A 20,569-nucleotide genomic window follows, 5' to 3' on the forward strand; every position below is an offset into this window, starting at 1 on the left:
GCTTTTCTCACGCGGGGGGCAAGCGTGTGTACGACGAGTGCGAGTGGAGGCAGGCAGATGAGCGGCCCGTACGGACCGAGCGACACCCCTGGTCCAGGGGAGGGACGCCCGAACGATCCGACCCAGCAGTGGGGCGGGCAGCAGCCCCCCGGGCAGGTCGGTCCCACCCAGCAGTGGGGCCAGCAGCCGGGCGGGTCGCCGCAGCCGCAGCAGCAGTGGGGTCAGCAGGGCGGCGCCCAGCAGTGGGGACAGCCGCCGCAGGGCCAGCCGCAGCCCGGTCAGCAGTGGGGCCAGCCTCCCCAGCAACCGCAGTGGGGTCAGCAGAGTCAGCCGTCGTGGCCGCAGCAGCAACCCGGGCAGCAGTCCTGGGAGCCCACCCAGCAGCAGTGGAATCAGCCGCAGCCCGGTCAGCAGCAGTGGGGTCAGCCGCAGCAGCCCGGACAGCAGCAGTGGGGTCAGCAGCCCCTGCAGCTGAGCAGCCCGAAGAAGTCGAAGAAGGGCCCGATCATCGGCGGCGCGGTCGCCGCGGTCGTAGTCGCGGTGGCGGTCGTGCTGGGTTTCGTGTTCTTCTCCAGCGACAAGCTCGACAACGCGGCCGTCCAGGACGGCGTGCAGAAGGTGCTCAAGGATTCCTACGGCATCGATGACGTCCAGGACGTCAACTGCCCCTCCGGCCAGAAGGTCGAGGTGGGCAAGACCTTCGACTGCACCCTGAAGGTCGGCGGCGAGCAGAAGAAGGTCGCCGTCAAGGTCACCAAGGACGACGGCACCTACGAGGTCGGCCGCCCGAGCTGAGGGTCACCCGCCCTCCCGGGAGTGGGAACGACGGTCAGGAGGAGCGGGAGCCCAGGGCGGTGACGAGGCGCTTGATCGGGCTCTCGGCGTTGTAGGCGGCGGCGAGGGCCCGCAGGCGGTCGGGATCGGCTGGGGCCGTGGGCAGTACGTCGGGGCCGGAGAGGTCGACGTCGGCGTCGCGGACCACGCGGACGACCGGCGCCGCCGCCTTCAGATAGCCCTCGGCGGCCCGGAGCTTGGCCCGAACGCCCTGGGCGAGATCGGAATTCGGATCCTCGACGGCCGCTACCAGCGCGTCCAGGCTGCCGAAGCGGGAGATCAGGGTGGCGGCGGACTTGTCGCCGATGCCCGCGACCCCGGGCAGCCCGTCGGAGGCGTCACCGCGCAGGGTGGCCATATCGGCGTAGGCGGGACCGGCATTGCGTTCCGGCACACCGTATTTCGCCGCGACCTCGGCGGGGCCCCAGAGCTCGGCCTTGGCCAGGCCGCGGCCGACGTAGAACACCCGCACCGGCGGTGCCGGGGCGTCGCGGACCAACTGCAGCAGGTCGCGGTCGCCGCTGACGACGATGGTCTCGTCGGTGTGCTCGCGGGTGGCGAGGGTGCCGATGACGTCGTCGGCCTCCAGGCCCTCGGCGCCCGCGGTCGCGATGCCCGCCGCGGCCAGCACCGCGAGGATCATGTCGACCTGCGGGGTCAGCGTGTCGGGAACCTCCTCGACATCCGGTCCGGCCTCGTGCGCACCCTGCTCGGCCAGCCGATGCGCCTTGTACGAGGGCAGCAGCTCCACCCGGAACTTCGGCCGCCAATCCAGATCCAGGCACACCACCAGCCGCGCCGGGGCGTGCCGCGTGATCAGCGCCGCCACCATGTCGGTGAATCCGCGTACCGCGTTCACCGGCTGCCCGTCGGGCGCGGTGATCTTCTCCGGAATGGCGTGGAAGGCGCGGAACCACAGGCTGGCCCCGTCGAGCAGCAGCAGCGGTCCGGTGGCAGGTGAACTCATAGCCCAGACGCTAGCCGATCCGCCCGACAATCCGCGGTCGTGTCGCAGCGACGCTTCGGTCCCGAGCGGTTCCTCGGGGGTCCCTCCGCGCCACGAATTCGTCCAGCATGTTCTGCCTGCGCCGAGCCTGCCGCCTGCGCCGTTGGTCTTTCAGATTGTCGAACACGGAGGCAAGGTAGCCAGCGCGGGTCGGGACCGGTCCGTGGCTCGGATCCGTCACGAGTGACTGGAATGAGGGCGTGTGGGTCGGCGTAATGTCGATCTACATGAGCGCGGAGACGGAGGCACGGTTCGGAGCAGAGGTCTACGGGAGGCGATTGGAGCGGGCGGCGGAGCTGACGTGGGCGGCGAAGCTGGATGCGCTGCTGATCACTCCGGGGCCGGATCTGCGATATCTGATCGGGTCGCGGGCACAGTCGTTCGAGCGGCTGACGTGCCTGGTGATCCCGGCCAGCGGCGAGACGCCCTCGGTGGTGATCCCGAAGCTGGAGCTGGCGGGGTTGGCCGGGTCGGCGGCGGGGGAACTGGGGCTGCAGGTGCTCGACTGGACCGACGGCGTGGACCCGTACCGGGTGGTGAAGTCCGCGCTGAACGCCGGGGCGCGGGTGGCGGTGGACGACGCCATGCCCGCACTGCATCTGCTGCCGATCGCCGATACGCTCACCGCGCTGCCCGTCTCGGCCACCCCGGTGCTGCGGCGGCTGCGAACGCTCAAGGACGCCAGCGAGATCGAGGCCCTGCGCCGGGCGGGTGCGGCCATCGACCGCGTGCACGCGCGGGTGGGCGAATGGCTGCGCGCGGGCCGCACCGAGGCGGAGGTGGCCGCCGACATCACGGCGGCGATCGTCGAGGAGGGCCATACCGAGGCCGCGTTCGTGATCGTCGGCAGCGGGCCGAACGGCGCGAACCCGCACCACGCTGTGTCCGAACGGCGCCTGGGGGCCGGTGATGTGGTGGTCGTCGACATCGGCGGCCCGGTCGAGCCCGGCTACTACTCCGATTCCACCCGCACCTACGTGCTCGGCGAGCCCGACCCCGAGATCGCCGCGCGCTACGGCGAACTGGAGCGGGCGCAGGCCGCGGCCGTGGCCGCCGTGCGCCCGGGCGTGACCGCCGCGTCCGTCGACGCCGCCGCGCGAAACCCGTTGACCGAGGCCGGTTTCGGGAGCAATTTCATCCACCGCACCGGCCACGGCATCGGCCTGTCGGTGCACGAGGAGCCCTACATCATGGTCGGCAACGACATCGTGCTGGAGCCGGGCATGGCCTTCAGCATCGAGCCCGGCATCTATTTCGGCGGCGAGTGGGGTGCCCGCATCGAGGACATCGTGGTGGTCACCGAGGACGGCTGCGAGCCCATGAACAAGCGCCCGCACGGGCTGACGGTGGTCTGAGCGCCGGGTCGCCTGTCCGGTCCCGCTGCGGCGCTACGCGTCGGCGCGGTCATCGCGCAGGGTGTTGCTGGACAGCACGCGGTCGGCACGGATGGCGATGACGACGCGGCGCGGGTTCTCGCGCGGGGTGCGGTAGCGCCGCGCGTACCGGTCCTCGGCCTCGGCGACATCGGCGGGCGCGGCGAGCACCTCCGCGGGACCCTCCAGGGTGAGCCAGCGCCTGCCCTCGACCTGGCATACGGCGGCGTGTCCCGACCGGCGCGCGTTGCGGGCCTTCACCGAATCGCCCGAGGTGATGATTCGCGCGATCCCGGCCTCCGCGTCCCAGGTGAACCCGACCGCGACCACGTGCGGGCTGCCGTCGGCGCGCAGCGTGGTGAGGGTCGCGAGATGCCGCTCGGTCACGAACTCGAGTGCGGCGGGGGACAGTTCGATCCGAGTGTCGGCGCTGGTCATGACCGTGACGGTAGCAAGGTGGGTCGCGGTGGCGGCGTCCGCGTCCGGGCGGTTTGGCAGACTGAGGCCCATGGGAGCGCGAGGACACGACGTCGACGAGGGTGCGATCCTGCTGCTGGGCGGGCGCAGTGAGATGGGGCTCGAGATCGTGGAGCGGCTGGCCGCCGGGCGCGTGGTCATCCTGGCCGCGCGTCGCAGCGGCGACCTGGACGCTCAGCAGTCCCGGCTCGAGCGTGCGGGCGCGACCGCGGTGCACCGCGTGGAATTCGACGCCGACGACGTCGCGAGCCACCAGCCGCTGCTGGAGAAGATCGCCGCCGACCACGGCCGCATCGGGGTGGCGATCCCGGCCTTCGGCGTGCTGGGTGACCAGGCCCGGGCCGAGCGTGACCCGGCCGCCGCCCTCGCCGTCGTCCAGACCGACTACGTCGCCCAGGTCAGTGTGCTGACGACGCTCGCCACTCTGCTTCGGGCGCAAGGCGGCGGGCAGCTCGTGGTGTTCAGTTCGGTGGCGGGCTTTCGCGTGCGCCGCGCCAACTATGTGTACGGATCGACCAAGGCCGGTCTCGACGGGTTCGCCAGCGGGCTCTCGGACGCGCTGCACGGCAGCGGGGTGCGCCTGCTGCTCATCCGCTGCGGGTTCGTCATAGGGGCGATGACCGCGGGTATGGACCCGGCCCCGTTCTCGAGCACACCGGAGCAGGTCGCGGCGGCGGTCGTCACCGGCTTGCGGCGGCGCACGACCTGCGTCTGGGTGCCCGGCCTGCTGCGCGGGGTGTATCTGGTGGCGCGCTTCGTGCCGCGGTCGATCTGGCGGTGGCTGCCGCGATGAGCGCCGCCCTCCGGTTCACCGGCCCGGACCTCTCGCCGATCCCGTTCGGATCGGGGCCGAATCGCGTTGTCTCGGCGGTGAATTCGAGGATGTGCGCGCTATACGACCTTAGGTTTGTCGAGCCGTTCGTCGGCCGCCCGGCCCGACTTCGGATAGGTGCCGGTGGCGGGCATGGTGATCGATGGCGGAGACAACCGCGACGCGTGATGGCATCGCGGAGTTGCGTGGTGCTGAGGGGCTGGGCGACGACGATCATGTGGCCGATCGAGCCTCCCGGCCGTGGCGTGTGGTGGCACGACGGAGGAGCAGGGTGATGACGGGCTCCGCGACGACACTCGTGTGGCCGCTGGGGACTCCCGTCGCCGTCGTCGGTATCGGGGCCGACGGGTGGGGCGGGCTCGGCGAACTGAGCCGCAGCGCGATCGCCGACGCGGAGGTGCTCTTCGGTTCGGCGCGGCAGCTGGAGCTGGTGCCGCAGGAGGTGGACCAGCCGTGGCGGCAGGCGTGGCCGTCGCCGCTGCTGCCGGCACTACCGGAACTGCTTGCGGCGCACCGAGGTTCGCGGGTGTGCGTGCTGGCCAGCGGGGATCCCATGTTCTACGGGATCGGGGTGGCGCTGGCGAAACTGGTGGGGCCGCGGGCACTTCGGGTGCTGCCGCAGCCGTCGTCGGCGGCGCTGGCCTGCGCGCGGCTGGGCTGGGCCGTCGCGGACACCCCCGTGGTCAGTGTGGTGGGGCGGCGCCTGGAGACGGTGCTGCCGGAGCTGGTGCACGGACGCCGGGTCCTGGTGCTCGCGCCCGACGAGTCGACCCCGGCGCGGCTGGCGGAGTTGCTGGCGCGCAACGGTTTCGGCCGGTCCACTCTCACGGTGCTGGAACAACTGGGTGGGCCGGGTGAGCGGGCGGTCTCCGGTGTTGCCGGGACGTGGGTCGAATCGCCCGGAGACCCGCTGAACATCGTCGCTGTCGAATGCGCCGCCGATCCGGGCACCCCGCGGCGGACCCGGATGCCCGGGCTGCCCGACGGGGTCTACGGCGGCGACGGCCAGCTCACGAAGGCGGAGGTGCGGGCGCTGGCCGTCGCGGCGCTCGCCCCGGCGCCGGGCGAACTGCTGTGGGACGTCGGAGGCGGCTCGGGCACCATCGCCATCGAATGGTGCCGCACGCATCCCTCCTGCCGCGCCGTCAGTTTCGAGCGAGCCGAGACGCGGCGGCAGCAGATCGCCGAGAACGCGATGGCGTTGGGGGTGCCCGGCATCGATATCCGGGGCGAAGTGCCCGGTGCGCTGCGCGAGGGCGCTCTCGCCGAACCCGACGCCGTCTTCCTGGGCGGCGGGCTGACCCAGCCTGGCGTATTCGGAACCTGTTGGGCCCGACTGCGATCCGGCGGACGCATGGTCGCGAACGCGGTGACCGCGGAGTCGGAAGCACTGCTGCTGGAGTGGGCGGCCGCGCACGGGGGCGTGCTGAAGAAGTTTCAGGTCTACCGCGCCGAGCCGCTGGGCGGTTTCACCACCTGGCGCCCGCAGCTGCCGGTCACCCAGTGGTCGGTCACCAAAACCGCCGCGGCGTATTCGAGCGGGCGGGGGTCCTGAAAGCCTTGATTCTCGGCGGCACCCGGGAAGCCAGGGAACTCGCCGAGACCGCCACCGGTGAGCGAGGTTTCGAGATCGTGTCGTCGCTCGCCGGACGGGTTCGTGCGCCCGTACTGCCCGCGGGTGCTGTGCGCGTCGGGGGATTCGGAGGAGCCGAAGGCCTGCGAACATGGCTGTCGGACAACGACATCCAGGCCGTCGTGGACGCCACCCATCCGTTCGCCGGGGCCATGACCGAGCACGCGGCGTCGGCCGGTGCGAGCCTCGGCATACCGGTGGTGCACCTGCGTCGCCCGGGCTGGCGGGAGGAGTCGGGCGACCGATGGATGCGCGTACCCGACCTGGTGACCGCCGCGGAAACGGTGGCGCGCACCGGGACTCGGGTATTTCTGACGATCGGCCGCCAAGGCGTGGGCGCGTTCGCCCACCTCACCGAGCAGTGGTTCCTGATCCGCGCCATCGACCCGCCGTCCGGGCAGCTGCCGCCGGATCACGAACTACTGCTGGCCCGCGGTCCTTTCGCCGTCGCGGACGAGGCGCGCCTGCTGACCGGACGCGATATCGACGTGCTGGTCACCAAGGACAGCGGGGGCGAGTTGACCGCGGCCAAGCTGACCGCCGCCCGAGACCTGCGCCTGCCGGTGGTGATGGTGGACCGGCCCCCGCTGCCCGCGGGCGCGCGGACGGTGGAAACCGCCGGGGCGGCGTGGGATTGGCTGCGCGCTCAGGCGTGATCGGTGACCGGACGGCTCAGCAGCTCCGGCAGCAGGTCGAACCACTCCAGCACCGCGCGCTCGTAGCGGATCCCGAAATCGAGCGTGGCGCGCTCGCCGTGGGACCGCTCGTCGCCTCGGCTGTCGAGATATCCGGCCAGGCGCTGCTCGTGGATCTCCCGGTTGGCGGCGATGATCCGGTCCAGGCGTGCGGGCTCCACGAACTCCCCGAACGACAGCGTCAGCAGCAGGGGCACCCGGATGGTCTCGGCCCCCGGATCGCGGGCGATCCACTCGGCGAACGCCTCCCGGCCGGCGTCGGTGAGGTGGTACGGCGTCCGGTCCCGCGCCCCGGTCTCGCCCTTGCGCACCAGCCCGGTCTTGGCCATTGTCCCGAGCTCCCGATACACCTGGCTCTGCGTGATCGTCCAGAAATCCCCGATCCGGTCCTGAGCGAGGTTCACCAGATCCCACCCCGACATCGGCCCCTCATGCAGAAACCCCAGCAGCGATGCCGCGGTCGAGTTCAGCCCCCGCTTCGACGAGCCCTCGGCCACACCTGCCCCTTCCCACACATTGACCCTCTACATTGGAATATTAGCGGTGGGTACGCCCGAAGGCGGGACTCCCGCGCACAGTAGGAGTGTGTACCCGCCGCGGGGGCGCGGCATCCCGTGCCGTGCGCTCCCGGTAGCTCGGTGGTCGGTCACCGTGTCGCGTATCGCCGCGAGGTGTAGACGCGGGTGCCGGTGGGCGTCTCGAATGTCGTGGTGGTCGAGGCGCCGATGACCAGCAGCGTGCGCATGTCGATAGCGGTGGGGTCGAGGTCGGCGAGCGTGGTGACGCGCACCGACTCGGTCGGCCCGCCGACGTCGCGGCCGAGCACGACCGGGGTATCAGGCTTGCGGTGCTCGAGCATCAGGTCGCGCATGGCGGCCACCTGCCAGGTGCGCTGCGAGGACGCCGGGTTGTACACGGCGACGGCCATATCGGCCGCGGCCACCGCCGACAGTCGCCGCGCCACCACCTCCCAAGGCTTGAGCCGGTCCGACAGCGAGACCATCGCGAAGTCGTGGCCGAGGGGCGCGCCGGCACGGGCGGCGACCGCGCTCGCGGCCGTCATGCCCGGGAGCACTCGCACCGCCACATCGCGCCACTGCGGGTCCGCCGACTCCTCGACGACCGCCGCGGCCATGGCGAAAACGCCCGGATCACCGGAGGACACCACGACCACGCGTCCGCCGCGCCGAGCGAGATCCAGTGCCATGGCGGCCCGTTCGGACTCCACGCGGTTGTCGCTGGCATGCCGCCGCTGCCCGGGCGTGATCGGCACCCGGTCGATGTAGGTGGAGTAGCCGACGATATCGGTGGCCTCGGCCAGCGCCCGATTCACCTCCGGCGTAGTCCAATCCGGCGCGCCGGGCCCCAGCCCCACGACCACGACTTCGCCCGGGGCATCGGAAGATGTTCGCGGAGCGCCGTTTCCCTCGCGCGCAGCGCCCGACGAGACGCCACGGTGTCCGGTTGTGCCGCCGCCCCTTTCCGGAACATGGTGCCGCGCAGTGGGACCGGCCATGGCCTCCACCGTCGCTGCGGCACTGTGAGTCGAGCGCGGCCCGTGCTGCGGACCGGAGGGAATGCCGGAGTCCTGAGTCGATGCCGTGGGCGGAATCCGTTGCGGCCCACTGGCTTCCTGGTTCAAGGCCGCCGGCGCCGAGGTGTGTGCGCCGGTCAGCGTCGCGGACTTGGACGACGAGCGTGCGGGCTCCACGCCGAGGCTGCCTGCGCCGCGGGTCAGTGGGACGGCCGTGGTCGGTGTAGGCCCGGGGAGCACGGCGATGGCGAAGTACGGCACCTCGTCGTCGACGTCGGAGGCGCGCAGCACGCGCTGGCGGCCCGTGCTGGCCCGTTCGACGTAGTAGGCGTCGTCGAGACGGCCGGAGTCCGAAAGAGCCCGGCGCACATCGGGATAGGTGCGCCCGAGCTTCATGACGGCGGCCGCGTCCGTGTCGGCCAGTCGCCGCGCCAGCTGGTCGGCGGGCATGGTGCCGGGCAGCACGGTGAGTACCTGCTCGCCCTCGACGAGCGGGGTGCCGAGAGCGGCCGCGGCGGCGCTGACCGAGGTGATGCCGGGGACGATCTCGGCCTCGAAGCGGTCGGCCAGGCGGCGGTGCATATGCATGTAGGAGCTGTAGAACAAGGGGTCACCGGCGGCCAGCAGGGCCACCGTGCGCCCCGCCTCCAGATGCGCGGCGAGCGTGGCGGCCGCCTGCTCGTAGAACTCGTCGATGGCCCCCTGGTACCCGCCCGGATGCGCGGTGGTCTCGGTGGTCACCGGATAGACGAGGTGCTCCTCCAACTGTCCCGGCCGCATGTACGGGGCGGCGATGCCGCGGGAGATGCTGCGTCCGTGCCGGGCGCTGTGGAAGGCGATGACATCCGCCGCTCCGATGAGCCGTGCCGCCTTCACCGTCACCAGTTCCGGGTCGCCTGGGCCCAGCCCGATGCCCCACAGCTTCCCGCGCTGCCTCGTCGCCGCACCCGGACCGGTCATTCCTGTTCGCTCGCAATCGCATTCAGTGCCGCCGCCGTGATGGCGCTGCCGCCGCGGCGCCCGTGTACCGTCAGATACCCGACATCACCGTATTCGGCGAGGGCCTGCTTGGATTCGGCGGCGCCGACGAATCCGACCGGAATACCGAGCACCGCTGCGGGCCGGGGAGCGCCCGCGTCGAGCATGTCGAGCAGGTGGAACAGCGCGGTGGGGGCGTTGCCGATCGCGACCACCGCGCCGTGCAGTCGATCACGCCAAAGTTCCAGCGCCGCAGCCGATCTCGTGGTCCCCATGGACCGCGCCAGCTCCGGCACCCGAGGGTCGGCGAGCAGGCACAGCACGTCGTTGTCGTCGGGGAGGCGACGACGGGTCACGCCCGAGGCCACCATCGTGGCGTCGCAGAGGATCGGCGCCCCGGCACGCAGCGCGGCCCGCGCCTTCGCGACCGCGTCGGGGCTGTGGTCCACGTCGGCGGCGAGGTCGACCTGACCGCACGCGTGGATCATGCGCACCACCACCTGCGCGACATCGGCCGGGAACCGGTCCAGTTCGGCCTCGGCGCGGATGGTCGCGAACGAGCGCCGATAGATCTCGGGCCCGTCGGTGAGGTAGCTGGTGCGTACGTCGGACATGGCATCCACCCTAAGCGGCGGCCCGCACGTCCCCGTGCGCCGCCCTGGCCGCATCGGCCCGCGCGCGATCAGGTGCGCGGCCGCTCGAGCAGCCGCGACATCACGATGCTGCTGCGGGTGCGCCCGACGCGGGCGTTCTCCCGGATCCGCTCGACGGTCGACTCGATCTCCGCCATATCGGTCGCCATCACGTGCACCAGCGCATCGGCCTCGCCCGCGATCGTCCACACCCCGACGACCTGAGGGATCGGTTCCAGGCTGCGGCGCAGTGCGGCCGGGGAGATGTTGTCGCGGTAGTAGACCTCGACGTAGGCCTCCGTCTTCCAGCCCAGCGCCGCGGGGTTGACCAGTGCGGTGAATCCGGTGATCTGGCCGCCCGCGACCATCTTGTCGACCCGCCGCTTCACCGCCGGGGCCGACAGTCCGACCTCCGCGCCGATGTCCTGGAACGACGCGCGAGCCTGCCGCAGCAGGTGGGCGAGAATCCGGCGGTCCAGCTCATCCATACCGCCTCCTTCCCTGCGCAATGATTCGCCGAGGTTCACTCGATACACGCAATGAATCGATATTCCGAGCGCAACAGTACGCCCATTATCTTCGTTTCAACGTCGCGTGATCGCCGATCCCGAGGAGTCCCGTTGACCTCCGTCACCGCCCCGCACGCGCCCGAACCCGCCGCCGTCCGCTGGTCCACGCCCCGCCGATACCTGATGTGCCGCCCGGAGCATTTCGACGTGCGCTACGCGATCAATCCCTGGATGGACCTCGCCGCGCCGGTGGACCGGGCTCGCGCCCTCGCCCAGTGGGAGGCGCTGCGCGCGGCGTTCGAACGGTGCGGCCACCGCGTCGACGTGATCGCGGGCGAGCCGGATCTGCCCGATATGGTGTTCGCCGCCAACGGCGGCCTGGTGATCGGCGACCGCGCCTTGTCGGCGCGGTTCGCGAATGCGGAACGGGTCGCGGAGGGCCCGGCGTATCACCGCTGGCTGAGCGAACAGGGCCTGTCCCGCGTCGCGGCGGCGACCGAAATCAACGAGGGCGAGGGCGATTTCGCGGTGGTCGGCGACCGCGTGCTGGCCGGGACCGGGTTTCGGAGTTCTCGGGCGGCGCACCGGGAGGTGGAGGCGTTCTTCGGGCTGCCGGTGGTGTCGCTGCGACTGGTCGATCCGCATTTCTATCACCTCGACACCGCCCTCATGGTGCTCGACGGCACCGTCGCCTACTACCCGAATGCCTTCGACGCGGCGAGCGCGCGGGTGCTGGCGCGGCTGTATCCGGACGCGGTCGTCGCCACCGCGGCCGACGCGCGGGTGCTCGGTCTCAACGGTGTGTGCGACGGTCACCGCGTATTCCTCAGCGACCGTGCCACGGCGTTGGCCGACCAACTGCGCGCTCGCGGTTACGAACCGATCGGCATCGACCTGTCGGAATTGCTGAAGGCCGGTGGCAGCGTCAAATGCTGCACCCTGGAATGGCATGCCGAGCGAGCTGCGCGCGACGAGGCGGCAGCGGGTTGAGCCCTCCCCACCGAGGGTGGCCACGATCCATGGTGTAGCACAGACGGGAAACCCTTCAGGGGCGACGGCGAGACGCAGAGGACAGCTTCGGTGGGCCGACCGCGCGGGTGGTCAGCGGATGTCGGGGTGTGGTGGGGTGATGCGGTAGCCGTCCGGTTCGGCGATCACATCGGTGCGGGCGCCGCGGGGGCGGCCGCAGCGGCGGTCGCAGCCGGACCAGTGCTGGCGGCCGGAGACCTCGAGGTCGGCGGCCTCGAGGCCGCCGCGCGTGCCGGTGGCGGGAGGGCCCGCGGTCGTGATACGGCCCGTGGTCACCGCCGCAGCGGCGTCGGCGCGAACGTCGGTGCGGGACTTGGCGCATCCGGGTTTTCCGGCGCACGCGGTGACCAGCAGCCACGGCGAGTGCGCGTCGAAGATCAGGCCCATCGGGGCGAGTACGCGCACCACCTGCTCGGCGGGCGACTCTTCCAGATCGGCGATCACCAGGCTGCGCCAGGGTGTCACCAGGATCGGATGTTCCACGGCGGCAACGAATTCGGCGGTACGCGCCGGGAGGCTGCCCAGCGGGACGCCCGCGCCCAGCGCCACCCGGTCGTCGGACTGGGTGAGCCAGCCGATCGGAATGTCGTGGCCCGCACCGAATTCCAGTGGCTCCGCGGCGGCGGCGAGGTCGAGCCGCGCGGCGACCCGGGCGGGCCCGTCCTCGATCTCGTGCAGACGCCACTGCTCGCCGCGCAACTCCTGGAACGCGCGTGCCGCCGCGAGCAGCACGTCGAGAACCTCCGTGCCCGGCAACCGGATACCGGTATCGCGGCCGCCCAGCACCAGGGTGTAGTCGTCGCCGCCGACCGCGTGGACGCCGATATCGCCGCCGAGGCCGCTCACATCATCGCGCCCGTCGTCGAGGGTGAACAACACCCGCCCCGGCAGCTCCGCCAGCGTCGGCGTCGCCCGCAGTCGCTCATCCAGTCCCTGGACCAGCGCGTGCACATCGGTCCAGCCACCCACCCGGCCCGACAGCGGCGAGGCGACGATATTGCGCACCCGCTCGTGCGTGGGACTGGGCAGCAGCCCGACGGCATCGAGCCGGGCCGCCAGCGCGTCGGCGTCGTGCATCTGCCGCAGCTGCACGTTGCCGCGCGAGGTGAGTTCGATATCGCCGTTGCCGAGTTCGCGCGCCGCCTCGGCGAGGGAGCGCAACTGGTCGGGCCGCAGCATACCGCCGGGCAGTCGAATCCGCGCCAGCGGACCGTCGGCGGCCTGGTGCAGCCGCAGGACGCCGGGGCAGGAATCGGGCGCGGAGCGAGTCATGATGCCTTCAGCCTACGATTCGCCCCGCGAGTCGGCGCCGCCGCGGCGGACCAGACGTCGGGCCGGACTCAGAGCAGGTGGGGCGGCTTGTGCCCCTCGACGTGGTCGCGGTGCACGGTGGTGCCCGCGATTCCGATGCCCAGGCCGACGGCGATCAGGAATACCACGCCCCACAGGATCGCCCAGCCGTCCTCGGCGCGCCCGGCCGAGGTGAGTCCGACCCCGAGCGCGGCGAAGGCCAGCATCAGGCAGAAATACCCGGTCCAGGCCGCGATCCGGTTTCGCTTGACCCATCTCGGCGCGGGTCCGGTGTGGTGCGGTGCGCTCGACATGGGCTCAGCCCTCCGATCCGGTCGTCCGCGCGGGGGAACCCTGGCGGTGGGCGAAGGTGGGGGTCTCCTCCCAGCAATCGTTGAGCAGACTCGGCGCCGCATGTCGGTCGGCACGGTCGCGGCGCACCGTCGTGCCGTACAGGGTGAGCCCGATAATCACCGTCGCAGCGCAGACTTCGCCGGACAGCATCGCCCAGCCCTGGTGGCCGCTGCCCGCGGCGGTCAACGCCATGGCGAGCGTCGCGAAGGTGACCAGCACGCCGAAGTAGCTCAACCAGGCGACTAAGCGATTGCGTCGAACCCAGCTCGGGGTTACCGGCATACGATCAGCGTCCTCTCTCGTCGGCCTCGCCGCGGGTATGGCCCTTCCACGGCGGGATCGGAACGTAGCTGTCGTCCAACAGATGTGGCCGTTCGTGGTGGTCGGCGTGATCGCGGCGGTTGGTCGTCTGGAAGACGAGCAGACCGAAGATCGCGACCGCCGCGCACACGCCCGCGGCAATCAGCAACAGATCGCCGCGATTTCCGGCAGCTGCCGCCAGCGCCATAGCCAGCAACGCAACGGCAACCATCATGCAAACAATTCCTGACCAGGCGGCGAAGCGATTCCGCCTGGCCCATCCCGGGGAGTTCGGCATATTTCGAGCGTACGCCGCTGTGCCGGACGGGAAAATGCTGAAACAGCAGGTCGTTGCGAGTTCGATGCATAGTTCCCGGCGGCGGGCACCGGGGCCGGGGCTCCGGCGGCGGACGACCGGCGCGGTAGCATCCGGGGGCTCGCGCAGCACGAGGAAACCGGTGCAATTCCGGTGCGGTCGCGCCACTGTGACAGTCAGACCCTCCTGGCGAGCGCCAACTCCCTGATGGGCGCGTCACCCGAGGAAGGCCGAACCGTGATTCTGCTGCTGTCCACCTCCGATACCGACCTGCTGTCCGCCCGCGCCAGCGGCGCCGACTACCGGCTGGCCAACCCCGCCCGGCTGCTGCCCGACGATCTGCCGGGCGTGCTCGAGGGCGCCGACCTGGTGGTGGTGCGCATCCTCGGCGGCCGCCGCGCGTGGGAGGAAGGACTCGACGCGCTGCGCGGCAGCGGAATTCCGGTGGTGGCCCTCGGCGGCGAGATGGCGCCCGACGCCGAGCTGATGGAATGCTCCACGGTGCCCGGCGGCGTCGCGGCGGACGCGCACAACTACCTGGCGGCGGGCGGGCCGGCCAATCTGCGCCAGCTGCACAACTTCCTGTCCGACACCGTTCTGCTCACCGGGCACGGCTTCGAGCCGCCCGTGCACCTGCCCGACTGGGGCGAGCTGGAGCGGGACGCGCGCGACGTGGACGGCCCACGTGTGGCCGTGCTGTACTACCGGGCCCAGCATCTGGCCGGGAACACCGCCTACGTCGACGCGCTGTGCACCGCGATCGAGGAGGCGGGCGGGCGGCCGCTGCCGCTCTACTGCGCCTCGCTGCGTACTGCGGAGCCGGAACTGATCGAAACCCTGCGCGGCGCCGACGCGCTCGTGGTCACCGTGCTCGCGGCCGGTGGCACCAAACCGGCGACGGCGTCGGCTGGCGGCGACGACGAGGCCTGGGACATCGGGGCGCTGGCCGAGCTGGATGTGCCGATCCTGCAGGGCCTGTGCCTGACCAGCGGCCGGGCGCAGTGGGAGGCCAACGACGACGGGCTGTCGCCGCTGGACGTTGCCACCCAGGTCGCGGTGCCGGAATTCGACGGCCGCATCATCACGGTGCCGTTCTCGTTCAAGGAGTTCGACGCCGAGGGTCTGTCGGCCTACGTGCCGGACCCGGAGCGCGCGGCGCGGGTGGCGGGACTCGCGGTGCGGCACGCGCGGCTGCGGCACCTGCCGACGGGGCGGCGGCGCATCGCGCTGATGCTGTCCGCGTATCCCACCAAGCACGCCCGCATCGGCAATGCCGTGGGCCTGGACACCCCCGCCAGCGCCATCCGGTTGCTCACCGAGATGCGTTCGGCCGGTTACGATCTCGGTGCGCCGGGGGAGATCCCCGGACTGGACGAGCGGGACGGTGACGCGCTGATCCACGCGCTCATCGCCGCCGGTGGCCAGGATCCGGACTGGCTGACCGCGGAACAGCTGGAGGGCAACCCGATTCGCATCGGCGCGGCCCGCTACACGGAATGGTTCGAGACCCTGCCCGAGGAGCTGCGCACGGCGGTGGTCGCGGCGTGGGGTCCGCCGCCCGGGGGACTGTATGTCGACCGCTCCGCCGACCCGGCCGGTGAGATCGTCATCGCCGCACTGCGTTTCGGCAATGTGGTACTGATGGTGCAGCCGCCGCGCGGCTTCGGCGAGAACCCGGTGGCCATCTACCACGACCCGGATCTGCCGCCGAGCCACCACTATCTGGCGGCCTACCGGTGGATCTCGGCCCCCGACGGTTTCGCGGCCGACGCCATGGTGCACCTGGGCAAGCACGGCAACCTGGAGTGGCTGCCCGGCAAGACCCTCGGCATGTCGGCCGCCTGCGCCACCGACGCGGCGCTGGGCGACCTGCCGCTGATCTACCCGTTCCTGGTCAACGACCCGGGCGAGGGCACGCAGGCCAAGCGGCGCGCGCACGCGACCCTGGTCGACCATCTGATCCCGCCGATGGCGCGCGCCGAGACCTACGGCGACATCTCGCGTCTGGAGCAGCTGCTCGACGAGCACGCCAACATCTCGGCGCTCGACCCGGCGAAGCTGCCCGCGATCCGGCAGCAGATCTGGACGTTGATGCGGGCCGCCAAAATGGACCACGACCTGGGTCTCGAGGAGCGCCCGGACGAGGACGTCTTCGACGACATGCTGCTGCACGTCGACGGCTGGCTGTGCGAGATCAAGGATGTGCAGATCCGCGACGGCCTGCATGTCCTGGGACAGGCGCCGGTGGGGGAGGGCGAGCTGGATCTGGTGCTGGCCATGCTGCGCGCCCGGCAGCTGTGGGGTGGCGAGCACGCCGTCCCGGGGTTGCGAGAGGCACTGGGGCTCAGCGAATCCGGGGACGAATCGCGGGAGCGGGTGGACGCGGTGGAGACGCGCGCCCGGACGCTGCTGGCCGCGCTGCAGGCCGCGGACTGGACGGTCGATGCCGTCGACGGTGTGATCGATCGATACGTGACGGCGGGCGGCGCTCCGGCACTCAACGGGACGGGGTTGCCCGCGCGCGGCGACGGCGGTGAACCGGAACCCCGAGCGAGCGAGGGCAGCGCACCGGGTGCCGGCGCCATCGTGCTCCCGGCCGATCGGATCGATACGCTGCGCGCCGTATTGCGTTTCGCGGCAACCGAAGTGGTTCCTCGGCTGCGCCGGACCGGGGTCGAGATCGCGCGGATCCTGCATGCGCTGGACGGTGGTTTCATCCCGGCCGGGCCGAGCGGGTCGCCGCTGCGCGGGCTGATCAATGTGCTGCCCACGGGCCGCAACTTCTACTCCGTCGATCCGAAGGCGGTGCCGTCCCGGCTGGCCTGGGAAACCGGTCAGGCCATGGCGGATTCGCTGCTGCAGCGGTATCTGGCCGACCACGGCGACTATCCGCGCTCGGTGGGGCTGTCGGTGTGGGGGACCTCGGCCATGCGGACCTCCGGCGACGATATCGCCGAAGTGCTCGCGCTGCTGGGGGTGCGGCCGGTGTGGGACGAGGCGAGCCGCCGCGTGACCGCGCTGGAGCCGATCTCGCTCGACGAACTGGGCCGCCCGCGCATCGACGTCACGGTGCGCATCTCCGGGTTCTTCCGCGACGCGTTCCCGCACGTGCTCGCGCTGCTGGACGACGCCGTGCGGATGGTGGCGGCGCTGGACGAGCCGGACGAGTTCAATTACGTACGCGCACACGCCGAATCGGACCTGGCCGGGCACGGCGACCGGCGCCGCGCGACGACCCGGATCTTCGGCTCCAAACCGGGCACCTACGGCGCGGGTCTGCTGCAGCTGATCGACTCCAAGAGCTGGCGCACCGACGACGACCTGGCGCAGGTGTACACGGCGTGGGGCGGCTACGCCTACGGCCGCGACCTGGACGGCGCGCCCGCGGCCGAGGATATGCGCACGGCCTATCGACGAATCGCTGTGGCGGCCAAGAACACCGACACCCGCGAGCACGACATCGCCGACTCCGACGACTACTTCCAGTACCACGGCGGCATGGTCGCGGCGGTCCGAGCGCTGACCGGCAGCAACCCGGAGGCCTATATCGGCGACAGCACCCGGCCCGATGCGGTGCGCACCCGCACGCTGTCGGAGGAGACCACCCGCGTGTTCCGCGCGCGGGTGGTGAACCCGCGCTGGCTCGAGGCGATGCGGCGGCATGGATACAAGGGCGCGTTCGAGATGGCGGCCACCGTCGACTACCTGTTCGGCTACGACGCCACCACCAATGTCGTCGCCGACTGGATGTATGAAAAGCTCTCGGAGAGCTACGTGTTCGACGATGTGAACCGCAAGTTCATGGAGCAGTCGAATCCGTGGGCGCTGCACGGCATCGCCGAACGGCTCCTGGAGGCCGCCGAGCGCAAGCTGTGGGAGCATCCGGAGCCGGACACCCTCGAACGGCTGCGCCAGGTGTATTTGGAGACCGAGGGCGAGCTGGAGTAGCGAGTCCGGGATCACGATCGAATCGCCTGTGCGATAACGGTTTCGAATACCTCCGTGCCCCATTCCCCATAAAATCTGGGGCTTGGTCTGCGCGGTCGGTAGGAGCAGTATAAGAATTGTCGCGCGATGACCGTCCGGACGAGCGCCGGACCTGAACTACGTCACGCGGTGTATCGGCGATATGCGCCTCGGGGCCGATGTGTCCCCGGGGCGCACTCTGTCGATCAGCGCCCGGCCGTGATCTCGATGCCGACGGTGCCCTGCCGCCCGCGCCGCAGCACGCTGCCGGTCACGACCAGCCAGCCCTGCACCGAGTACTTGCGCTTGATCAGGCCGCGTACCCGCTCGCTGCCCGCGTCGTCGAGAACCCGTGCGGTGCCGTCGATCACGGCGCCGCGTGGCTTGCCGGTGGCGTTGCACGGATGCAGGGTCACGGCGGGATCGCGGCGGATCCGCTTGACCTTCCAGCTGTCGGTCACCGTCCAGACGTAGAGCTTGCCGTCGTCGAGTGTCGCCCAGACCGGGGTGGCCACCGCGCTGCCGTTCTTGCGGAAGGTGGTCAGCAGAACGTAGTTCGCGGTCCCGGCGGGGCCGAAGGGATTGTCCACGGTCGCAGCCTAATGGGGTGGGCCGTCGTCGGCCATGCGGTACTCACCGGCCTCGAGTCGCGCCAGCAGCCGCTCCGTCCAGCCGGAGAAGTTGTCGAAGACACCGCTCCACAGCTCGAGTACGTCGGGGGAGTGGGGCGCGTCGTAGCGGCCGGGAAATTCGGGCACCATGGCCAGCAGATCGTCGCGGATCTCGGCGGTGTAGCGGCGCTGCGCGGTCAGCAACTCGATCACCCGGGCGCGCGGCAGGGCCTGCATGAAGGCGATTCCGGCGCCGTGTTCCTCCATATCGACGCTGCCGAGGGCGGCCTCCAGGCGTTCGACGAACTCCTGTTCGCCCGCATTTGATTACCAGGTGACGCGAAGGAGTGGATGATATGGGCGCCACCTCGATCCCCGTGCTGTGGAGCGGCGACCTGTCGGTCACGCTCGACTTCTACCGGGCGCTCGGCTACACGGTGACCGACGAGCAGACCCGGCCCTACGCCTACGCGGTGGTGACGCGGGACGGCTACCAGGTGCATCTCGGTCCGATGCCGAAGGGTGCGGGCAGCGCGGAGGAGGCCCATGTGGGCTGTCTGGTGCTGATCGACGACGCCGAGCGCTGGCACAAGGAGTTCAGCGAGGGGCTGCGCGAGCGTTACGGCCGGGTTCCGGGGCGCGGGTTGCCGCGCATCACCCGCTTCCGGCCCGGGCAGACCCGCTTCACCGTCGTCGACCCGGCCGGTAATTCGGTCATCTACATCGAGCAGGACGAACCCGATATCGAATACGGCGGTGCGCGGGATCTCCCCGGGCTCGCGCGGGTGCTCGACAACGCGCGGATTCTGCGGGACTTCAAGACCGACGAGGCCAAGGCGGTGAAGGTGCTCGAGGTCGGCCTGCGCCGGTTCGCGCTGCTGGCGTCCCCGCTGGAGCGCGGCCGGGCGCTGGCGATGCTCGCCGAAATGCATGCGGCAGCGGGCGATTCGGCGCAGGTCGCCGAACGGCGCGCGGAACTGGCGGCGCTGGAACTGTCGCAGGACGACCGCGATCTACTCGCCCACGAGTACCCGGGCGTGCTGGAGTCCTGAGGTCAGGCGGCCAGTGTCAGGACCTGCGGGCCGTCCTCGGTGACCGCTACGGTGTGCTCGGAATGGGCGGTGCGGGAGCCGTCGGCCGAGCGCAGCGTCCAGCCGTCCGGATCGACGACGATGCGGTCGGTGGTGCGGGCGAACCACGGCTCGAGGGCGATGGTCAGGCCCGGCCGCAACTTCAGACCGCGGCCGGGCCTGCCGTCGTTGGACACGTGCGGATCCTCGTGCATGGTGCGGCCCAGCCCGTGGCCGCCGAATTGGGTGTTGACCGGGTAACCGTAGGAGTGTGCGACGGCGGCGATGGCCGCGGAGATGTCGCCGATCCGGTTGCCCGGCACCGCTGCCGCGATGGCGGCGGCCAGCGCCTCCTCGGTCGCGCGCACCAGGCGGCGGTCCTGCTCGTCGGCGGCGCCGACGATGACCGTGGTCGCCGAGTCGGCCACCCAGCCGTCGATGCCGACGGCGAGGTCGGCGGTGAGCACGTCGCCGTCGCGCAGCGCGTAGTCGAACGGCAGGCCGTGCAGCACGGCGTCGTTCACCGACAGGCAGACGGTGTTGCGGAACGGGCCGCGGCCGAACGAGGGCGCGTAATCCCAGTAGCAGGAGACGGCGCCGCGTTCGCGAATCCGTTGGCGGACATGCAGTTCCAGATCCAGCAGATTCACGCCCACCTGGGCGCGCTCCCGCAGTTCGCCCAGTACCTCGGCGACGAACTGCCCGGTGACGCGCATCCGCTCGATCTCGGCGGGCGTCTTCAACTCGACCACGTGCAACCTCCAATTGGTATTTTAATACCGACGGTAGCGGTTGCGGTATTTATATACCAGTCGTAGTGTGGCCGCATGGTTCGACTACCCCTCACGCCCGCTCAGGTCGAGGCCGGTCGCCGCCTCGGCAGCCGTCTGCGTGCCGCGCGGGCCGAGCGGGACCTGGCGGTAGTGGCGCGCGCCGCGGGCATCTCGCCGGAGACGCTGCGCAAGATCGAATCGGGCCGTTTGCCCAGCCCTGCCTTCGGCACCGTGGTAGGCCTGAGCCGTGCCTTGGACGTCCCCCTCCAGGAACTGGCCGACATCTGGCAGTCGGCAACTCTCGCCGCTACAGCCTGACAACAGCCCGGCACCGCGAGTCAGGTTCCGTCCCCTGTC

Annotated in this window: 22 protein-coding genes and 1 riboswitch; of the genes, 9 read left to right on the forward strand and 13 right to left on the reverse strand. The window is 71.0% G+C overall.

Annotation, left to right across the window (positions count from 1 at the left end; translation table 11 throughout):
• Nucleotides 1–57: 57 nt before the first annotated feature.
• The gene (locus ACYVLQ_RS08925) at nt 58–795 is read left to right on the forward strand and encodes a DUF4333 domain-containing protein (protein WP_460696913.1); all 738 of its coding nucleotides are present in this window, start codon (nt 58–60) and stop codon (nt 793–795) included.
• A gap of 34 nt (nt 796–829) precedes the next feature.
• Here ACYVLQ_RS08925 and ACYVLQ_RS08930 read toward each other — a convergent pair whose 3' ends face one another.
• Nucleotides 830–1,801 carry a 5'-3' exonuclease gene (locus ACYVLQ_RS08930; RefSeq protein WP_460696914.1) on the reverse strand — a complete coding sequence of 324 codons (972 nt, stop codon included), beginning with the start codon at nt 1,799–1,801 and terminating at the stop codon, nt 830–832.
• A gap of 266 nt (nt 1,802–2,067) precedes the next feature.
• Between ACYVLQ_RS08930 and ACYVLQ_RS08935 the strand changes: the two genes are divergently transcribed.
• A complete protein-coding gene (locus ACYVLQ_RS08935; protein ID WP_460696915.1) occupies nt 2,068–3,195 on the forward strand; it encodes a M24 family metallopeptidase in 1,128 nt (375 codons plus the stop codon).
• Nucleotides 3,196–3,228: 33 nt separating this feature from the next.
• On the opposite strand, the gene ACYVLQ_RS08940 is transcribed toward ACYVLQ_RS08935, so the two are convergent.
• The gene (locus tag ACYVLQ_RS08940) at nt 3,229–3,651 is read right to left on the reverse strand and encodes a PPOX class F420-dependent oxidoreductase (RefSeq protein WP_460696916.1); all 423 of its coding nucleotides are present in this window, start codon (nt 3,649–3,651) and stop codon (nt 3,229–3,231) included.
• Nucleotides 3,652–3,721: 70 nt separating this feature from the next.
• On the opposite strand from ACYVLQ_RS08940, the gene ACYVLQ_RS08945 reads away from it, so the two are divergent.
• From ACYVLQ_RS08945 to ACYVLQ_RS08955, 3 genes are all read left to right on the forward strand, one after another.
• The gene (locus ACYVLQ_RS08945; protein ID WP_460696917.1) at nt 3,722–4,483 is read left to right on the forward strand and encodes an SDR family NAD(P)-dependent oxidoreductase; all 762 of its coding nucleotides are present in this window, start codon (nt 3,722–3,724) and stop codon (nt 4,481–4,483) included.
• A 313-nt stretch (nt 4,484–4,796) separates the two neighbouring features.
• The gene (cbiE, locus tag ACYVLQ_RS08950; protein WP_460696918.1) at nt 4,797–6,077 is read left to right on the forward strand and encodes a precorrin-6y C5,15-methyltransferase (decarboxylating) subunit CbiE; all 1,281 of its coding nucleotides are present in this window, start codon (nt 4,797–4,799) and stop codon (nt 6,075–6,077) included.
• A complete protein-coding gene (locus ACYVLQ_RS08955) occupies nt 6,026–6,811 on the forward strand; it encodes a cobalt-precorrin-6A reductase (protein ID WP_460696919.1) in 786 nt (261 codons plus the stop codon). The genes cbiE and ACYVLQ_RS08955 overlap by 52 nt, the downstream gene beginning before the upstream one ends.
• On the opposite strand, the gene ACYVLQ_RS08960 is transcribed toward ACYVLQ_RS08955, so the two are convergent.
• The 4 genes from ACYVLQ_RS08960 to ACYVLQ_RS08975 all read right to left on the reverse strand — a co-directional run bounded on the left by ACYVLQ_RS08960 (nt 6,802) and on the right by ACYVLQ_RS08975 (nt 10,482).
• Complete coding sequence (locus ACYVLQ_RS08960; protein ID WP_460696920.1) at nt 6,802–7,347, reverse strand: PadR family transcriptional regulator; 546 nt, start codon at nt 7,345–7,347, stop codon at nt 6,802–6,804. The two genes, ACYVLQ_RS08955 and ACYVLQ_RS08960, sit on opposite strands and share 10 nt — an antisense overlap.
• 149 nt (nt 7,348–7,496) lie before the next feature.
• Nucleotides 7,497–9,344: a precorrin-2 C(20)-methyltransferase gene (locus tag ACYVLQ_RS08965; RefSeq protein WP_460696921.1), complete on the reverse strand. Its 1,848-nt coding sequence runs from the start codon at nt 9,342–9,344 to the stop codon at nt 7,497–7,499.
• Entirely contained in the window at nt 9,341–9,976 is a 636-nt protein-coding gene (locus ACYVLQ_RS08970; protein ID WP_460696922.1) for a precorrin-8X methylmutase, read from the reverse strand. Before ACYVLQ_RS08970 ends, ACYVLQ_RS08965 begins: the two co-directional genes overlap by 4 nt.
• Nucleotides 9,977–10,044: 68 nt before the next feature.
• Complete coding sequence (locus ACYVLQ_RS08975) at nt 10,045–10,482, reverse strand: Lrp/AsnC family transcriptional regulator (RefSeq protein ID WP_460696923.1); 438 nt, start codon at nt 10,480–10,482, stop codon at nt 10,045–10,047.
• A 132-nt stretch (nt 10,483–10,614) separates the two neighbouring features.
• On the opposite strand from ACYVLQ_RS08975, the gene ddaH reads away from it, so the two are divergent.
• Entirely contained in the window at nt 10,615–11,493 is an 879-nt protein-coding gene (gene ddaH, locus ACYVLQ_RS08980; RefSeq protein WP_460696924.1) for a dimethylargininase, read from the forward strand.
• A 111-nt stretch (nt 11,494–11,604) separates the two neighbouring features.
• Here the strand turns inward: ddaH and cobG are convergent, their stop codons facing one another.
• From cobG to ACYVLQ_RS09000, 4 genes are all read right to left on the reverse strand, one after another.
• Nucleotides 11,605–12,804 (reverse strand): precorrin-3B synthase, encoded by a 1,200-nt coding sequence (gene cobG, locus ACYVLQ_RS08985; protein ID WP_460696925.1) that lies wholly within the window; start codon nt 12,802–12,804, stop codon nt 11,605–11,607.
• Nucleotides 12,805–12,872: 68 nt separating this feature from the next.
• Nucleotides 12,873–13,136 (reverse strand): hypothetical protein, encoded by a 264-nt coding sequence (locus ACYVLQ_RS08990; RefSeq protein WP_460696926.1) that lies wholly within the window; start codon nt 13,134–13,136, stop codon nt 12,873–12,875.
• 4 nt (nt 13,137–13,140) lie between these two features.
• The gene (locus tag ACYVLQ_RS08995; protein ID WP_460696927.1) at nt 13,141–13,458 is read right to left on the reverse strand and encodes a hypothetical protein; all 318 of its coding nucleotides are present in this window, start codon (nt 13,456–13,458) and stop codon (nt 13,141–13,143) included.
• 4 nt (nt 13,459–13,462) lie between these two features.
• Nucleotides 13,463–13,711: a hypothetical protein gene (locus tag ACYVLQ_RS09000; RefSeq protein ID WP_460696928.1), complete on the reverse strand. Its 249-nt coding sequence runs from the start codon at nt 13,709–13,711 to the stop codon at nt 13,463–13,465.
• Between the two features lie 200 nt (nt 13,712–13,911).
• Nucleotides 13,912–13,987, forward strand: a riboswitch (adenosylcobalamin-variant (AdoCbl-variant) riboswitch).
• A gap of 42 nt (nt 13,988–14,029) precedes the next feature.
• Between ACYVLQ_RS09000 and cobN the strand changes: the two genes are divergently transcribed.
• The gene (gene cobN, locus ACYVLQ_RS09005) at nt 14,030–17,740 is read left to right on the forward strand and encodes a cobaltochelatase subunit CobN (RefSeq protein ID WP_460696929.1); all 3,711 of its coding nucleotides are present in this window, start codon (nt 14,030–14,032) and stop codon (nt 17,738–17,740) included.
• 224 nt (nt 17,741–17,964) lie between these two features.
• Here cobN and ACYVLQ_RS09010 read toward each other — a convergent pair whose 3' ends face one another.
• A complete protein-coding gene (locus ACYVLQ_RS09010; RefSeq protein WP_460696930.1) occupies nt 17,965–18,348 on the reverse strand; it encodes a PPOX class F420-dependent oxidoreductase in 384 nt (127 codons plus the stop codon).
• 9 nt (nt 18,349–18,357) lie between these two features.
• Nucleotides 18,358–18,636, reverse strand: a complete 279-nt coding sequence (locus ACYVLQ_RS09015) for a hypothetical protein (RefSeq protein ID WP_460696931.1) — start codon at nt 18,634–18,636, stop codon at nt 18,358–18,360.
• Between the two features lie 89 nt (nt 18,637–18,725).
• Between ACYVLQ_RS09015 and ACYVLQ_RS09020 the strand changes: the two genes are divergently transcribed.
• Nucleotides 18,726–19,421 carry a VOC family protein gene (locus ACYVLQ_RS09020; protein ID WP_460696932.1) on the forward strand — a complete coding sequence of 232 codons (696 nt, stop codon included), beginning with the start codon at nt 18,726–18,728 and terminating at the stop codon, nt 19,419–19,421.
• A 2-nt stretch (nt 19,422–19,423) separates the two neighbouring features.
• Here ACYVLQ_RS09020 and map read toward each other — a convergent pair whose 3' ends face one another.
• On the reverse strand, nt 19,424–20,191 hold the full coding sequence (map, locus tag ACYVLQ_RS09025) for a type I methionyl aminopeptidase (RefSeq protein WP_460696933.1): 768 nt from the start codon (nt 20,189–20,191) through the stop codon (nt 19,424–19,426).
• Between the two features lie 75 nt (nt 20,192–20,266).
• Here map and ACYVLQ_RS09030 point away from each other — a divergent pair, with 75 nt between their 5' ends.
• Nucleotides 20,267–20,530 (forward strand): helix-turn-helix transcriptional regulator, encoded by a 264-nt coding sequence (locus ACYVLQ_RS09030; protein ID WP_460696934.1) that lies wholly within the window; start codon nt 20,267–20,269, stop codon nt 20,528–20,530.
• Nucleotides 20,531–20,569: the final 39 nt, after the last annotated feature.

The sequence above is a fragment of the Nocardia thraciensis genome, assembly GCF_054782435.1.

Coding starts and splice junctions, on each gene's coding strand:
- ACYVLQ_RS08990 (WP_460696926.1), bottom strand. CDS start 13,136: ATGTCGAGCGCACCGCACCACACCGGACCCGCGCCGAGATGGGTCAAG.
- ACYVLQ_RS09030 (WP_460696934.1), top strand. CDS start 20,267: ATGGTTCGACTACCCCTCACGCCCGCTCAGGTCGAGGCCGGTCGCCGC.
- ACYVLQ_RS08940 (WP_460696916.1), bottom strand. CDS start 3,651: ATGACCAGCGCCGACACTCGGATCGAACTGTCCCCCGCCGCACTCGAG.
- ACYVLQ_RS08930 (WP_460696914.1), bottom strand. CDS start 1,801: ATGAGTTCACCTGCCACCGGACCGCTGCTGCTGCTCGACGGGGCCAGC.
- ACYVLQ_RS08965 (WP_460696921.1), bottom strand. CDS start 9,344: ATGACCGGTCCGGGTGCGGCGACGAGGCAGCGCGGGAAGCTGTGGGGC.
- ACYVLQ_RS08975 (WP_460696923.1), bottom strand. CDS start 10,482: ATGGATGAGCTGGACCGCCGGATTCTCGCCCACCTGCTGCGGCAGGCT.
- ACYVLQ_RS09015 (WP_460696931.1), bottom strand. CDS start 18,636: ATGGAGGAACACGGCGCCGGAATCGCCTTCATGCAGGCCCTGCCGCGC.
- cobG (WP_460696925.1), bottom strand. CDS start 12,804: ATGACTCGCTCCGCGCCCGATTCCTGCCCCGGCGTCCTGCGGCTGCAC.
- ACYVLQ_RS08995 (WP_460696927.1), bottom strand. CDS start 13,458: ATGCCGGTAACCCCGAGCTGGGTTCGACGCAATCGCTTAGTCGCCTGG.
- ACYVLQ_RS09020 (WP_460696932.1), top strand. CDS start 18,726: ATGGGCGCCACCTCGATCCCCGTGCTGTGGAGCGGCGACCTGTCGGTC.
- ACYVLQ_RS08945 (WP_460696917.1), top strand. CDS start 3,722: ATGGGAGCGCGAGGACACGACGTCGACGAGGGTGCGATCCTGCTGCTG.
- ACYVLQ_RS09000 (WP_460696928.1), bottom strand. CDS start 13,711: ATGATGGTTGCCGTTGCGTTGCTGGCTATGGCGCTGGCGGCAGCTGCC.
- ACYVLQ_RS08970 (WP_460696922.1), bottom strand. CDS start 9,976: ATGTCCGACGTACGCACCAGCTACCTCACCGACGGGCCCGAGATCTAT.
- cbiE (WP_460696918.1), top strand. CDS start 4,797: ATGACGGGCTCCGCGACGACACTCGTGTGGCCGCTGGGGACTCCCGTC.
- ACYVLQ_RS08925 (WP_460696913.1), top strand. CDS start 58: ATGAGCGGCCCGTACGGACCGAGCGACACCCCTGGTCCAGGGGAGGGA.
- ACYVLQ_RS08935 (WP_460696915.1), top strand. CDS start 2,068: ATGAGCGCGGAGACGGAGGCACGGTTCGGAGCAGAGGTCTACGGGAGG.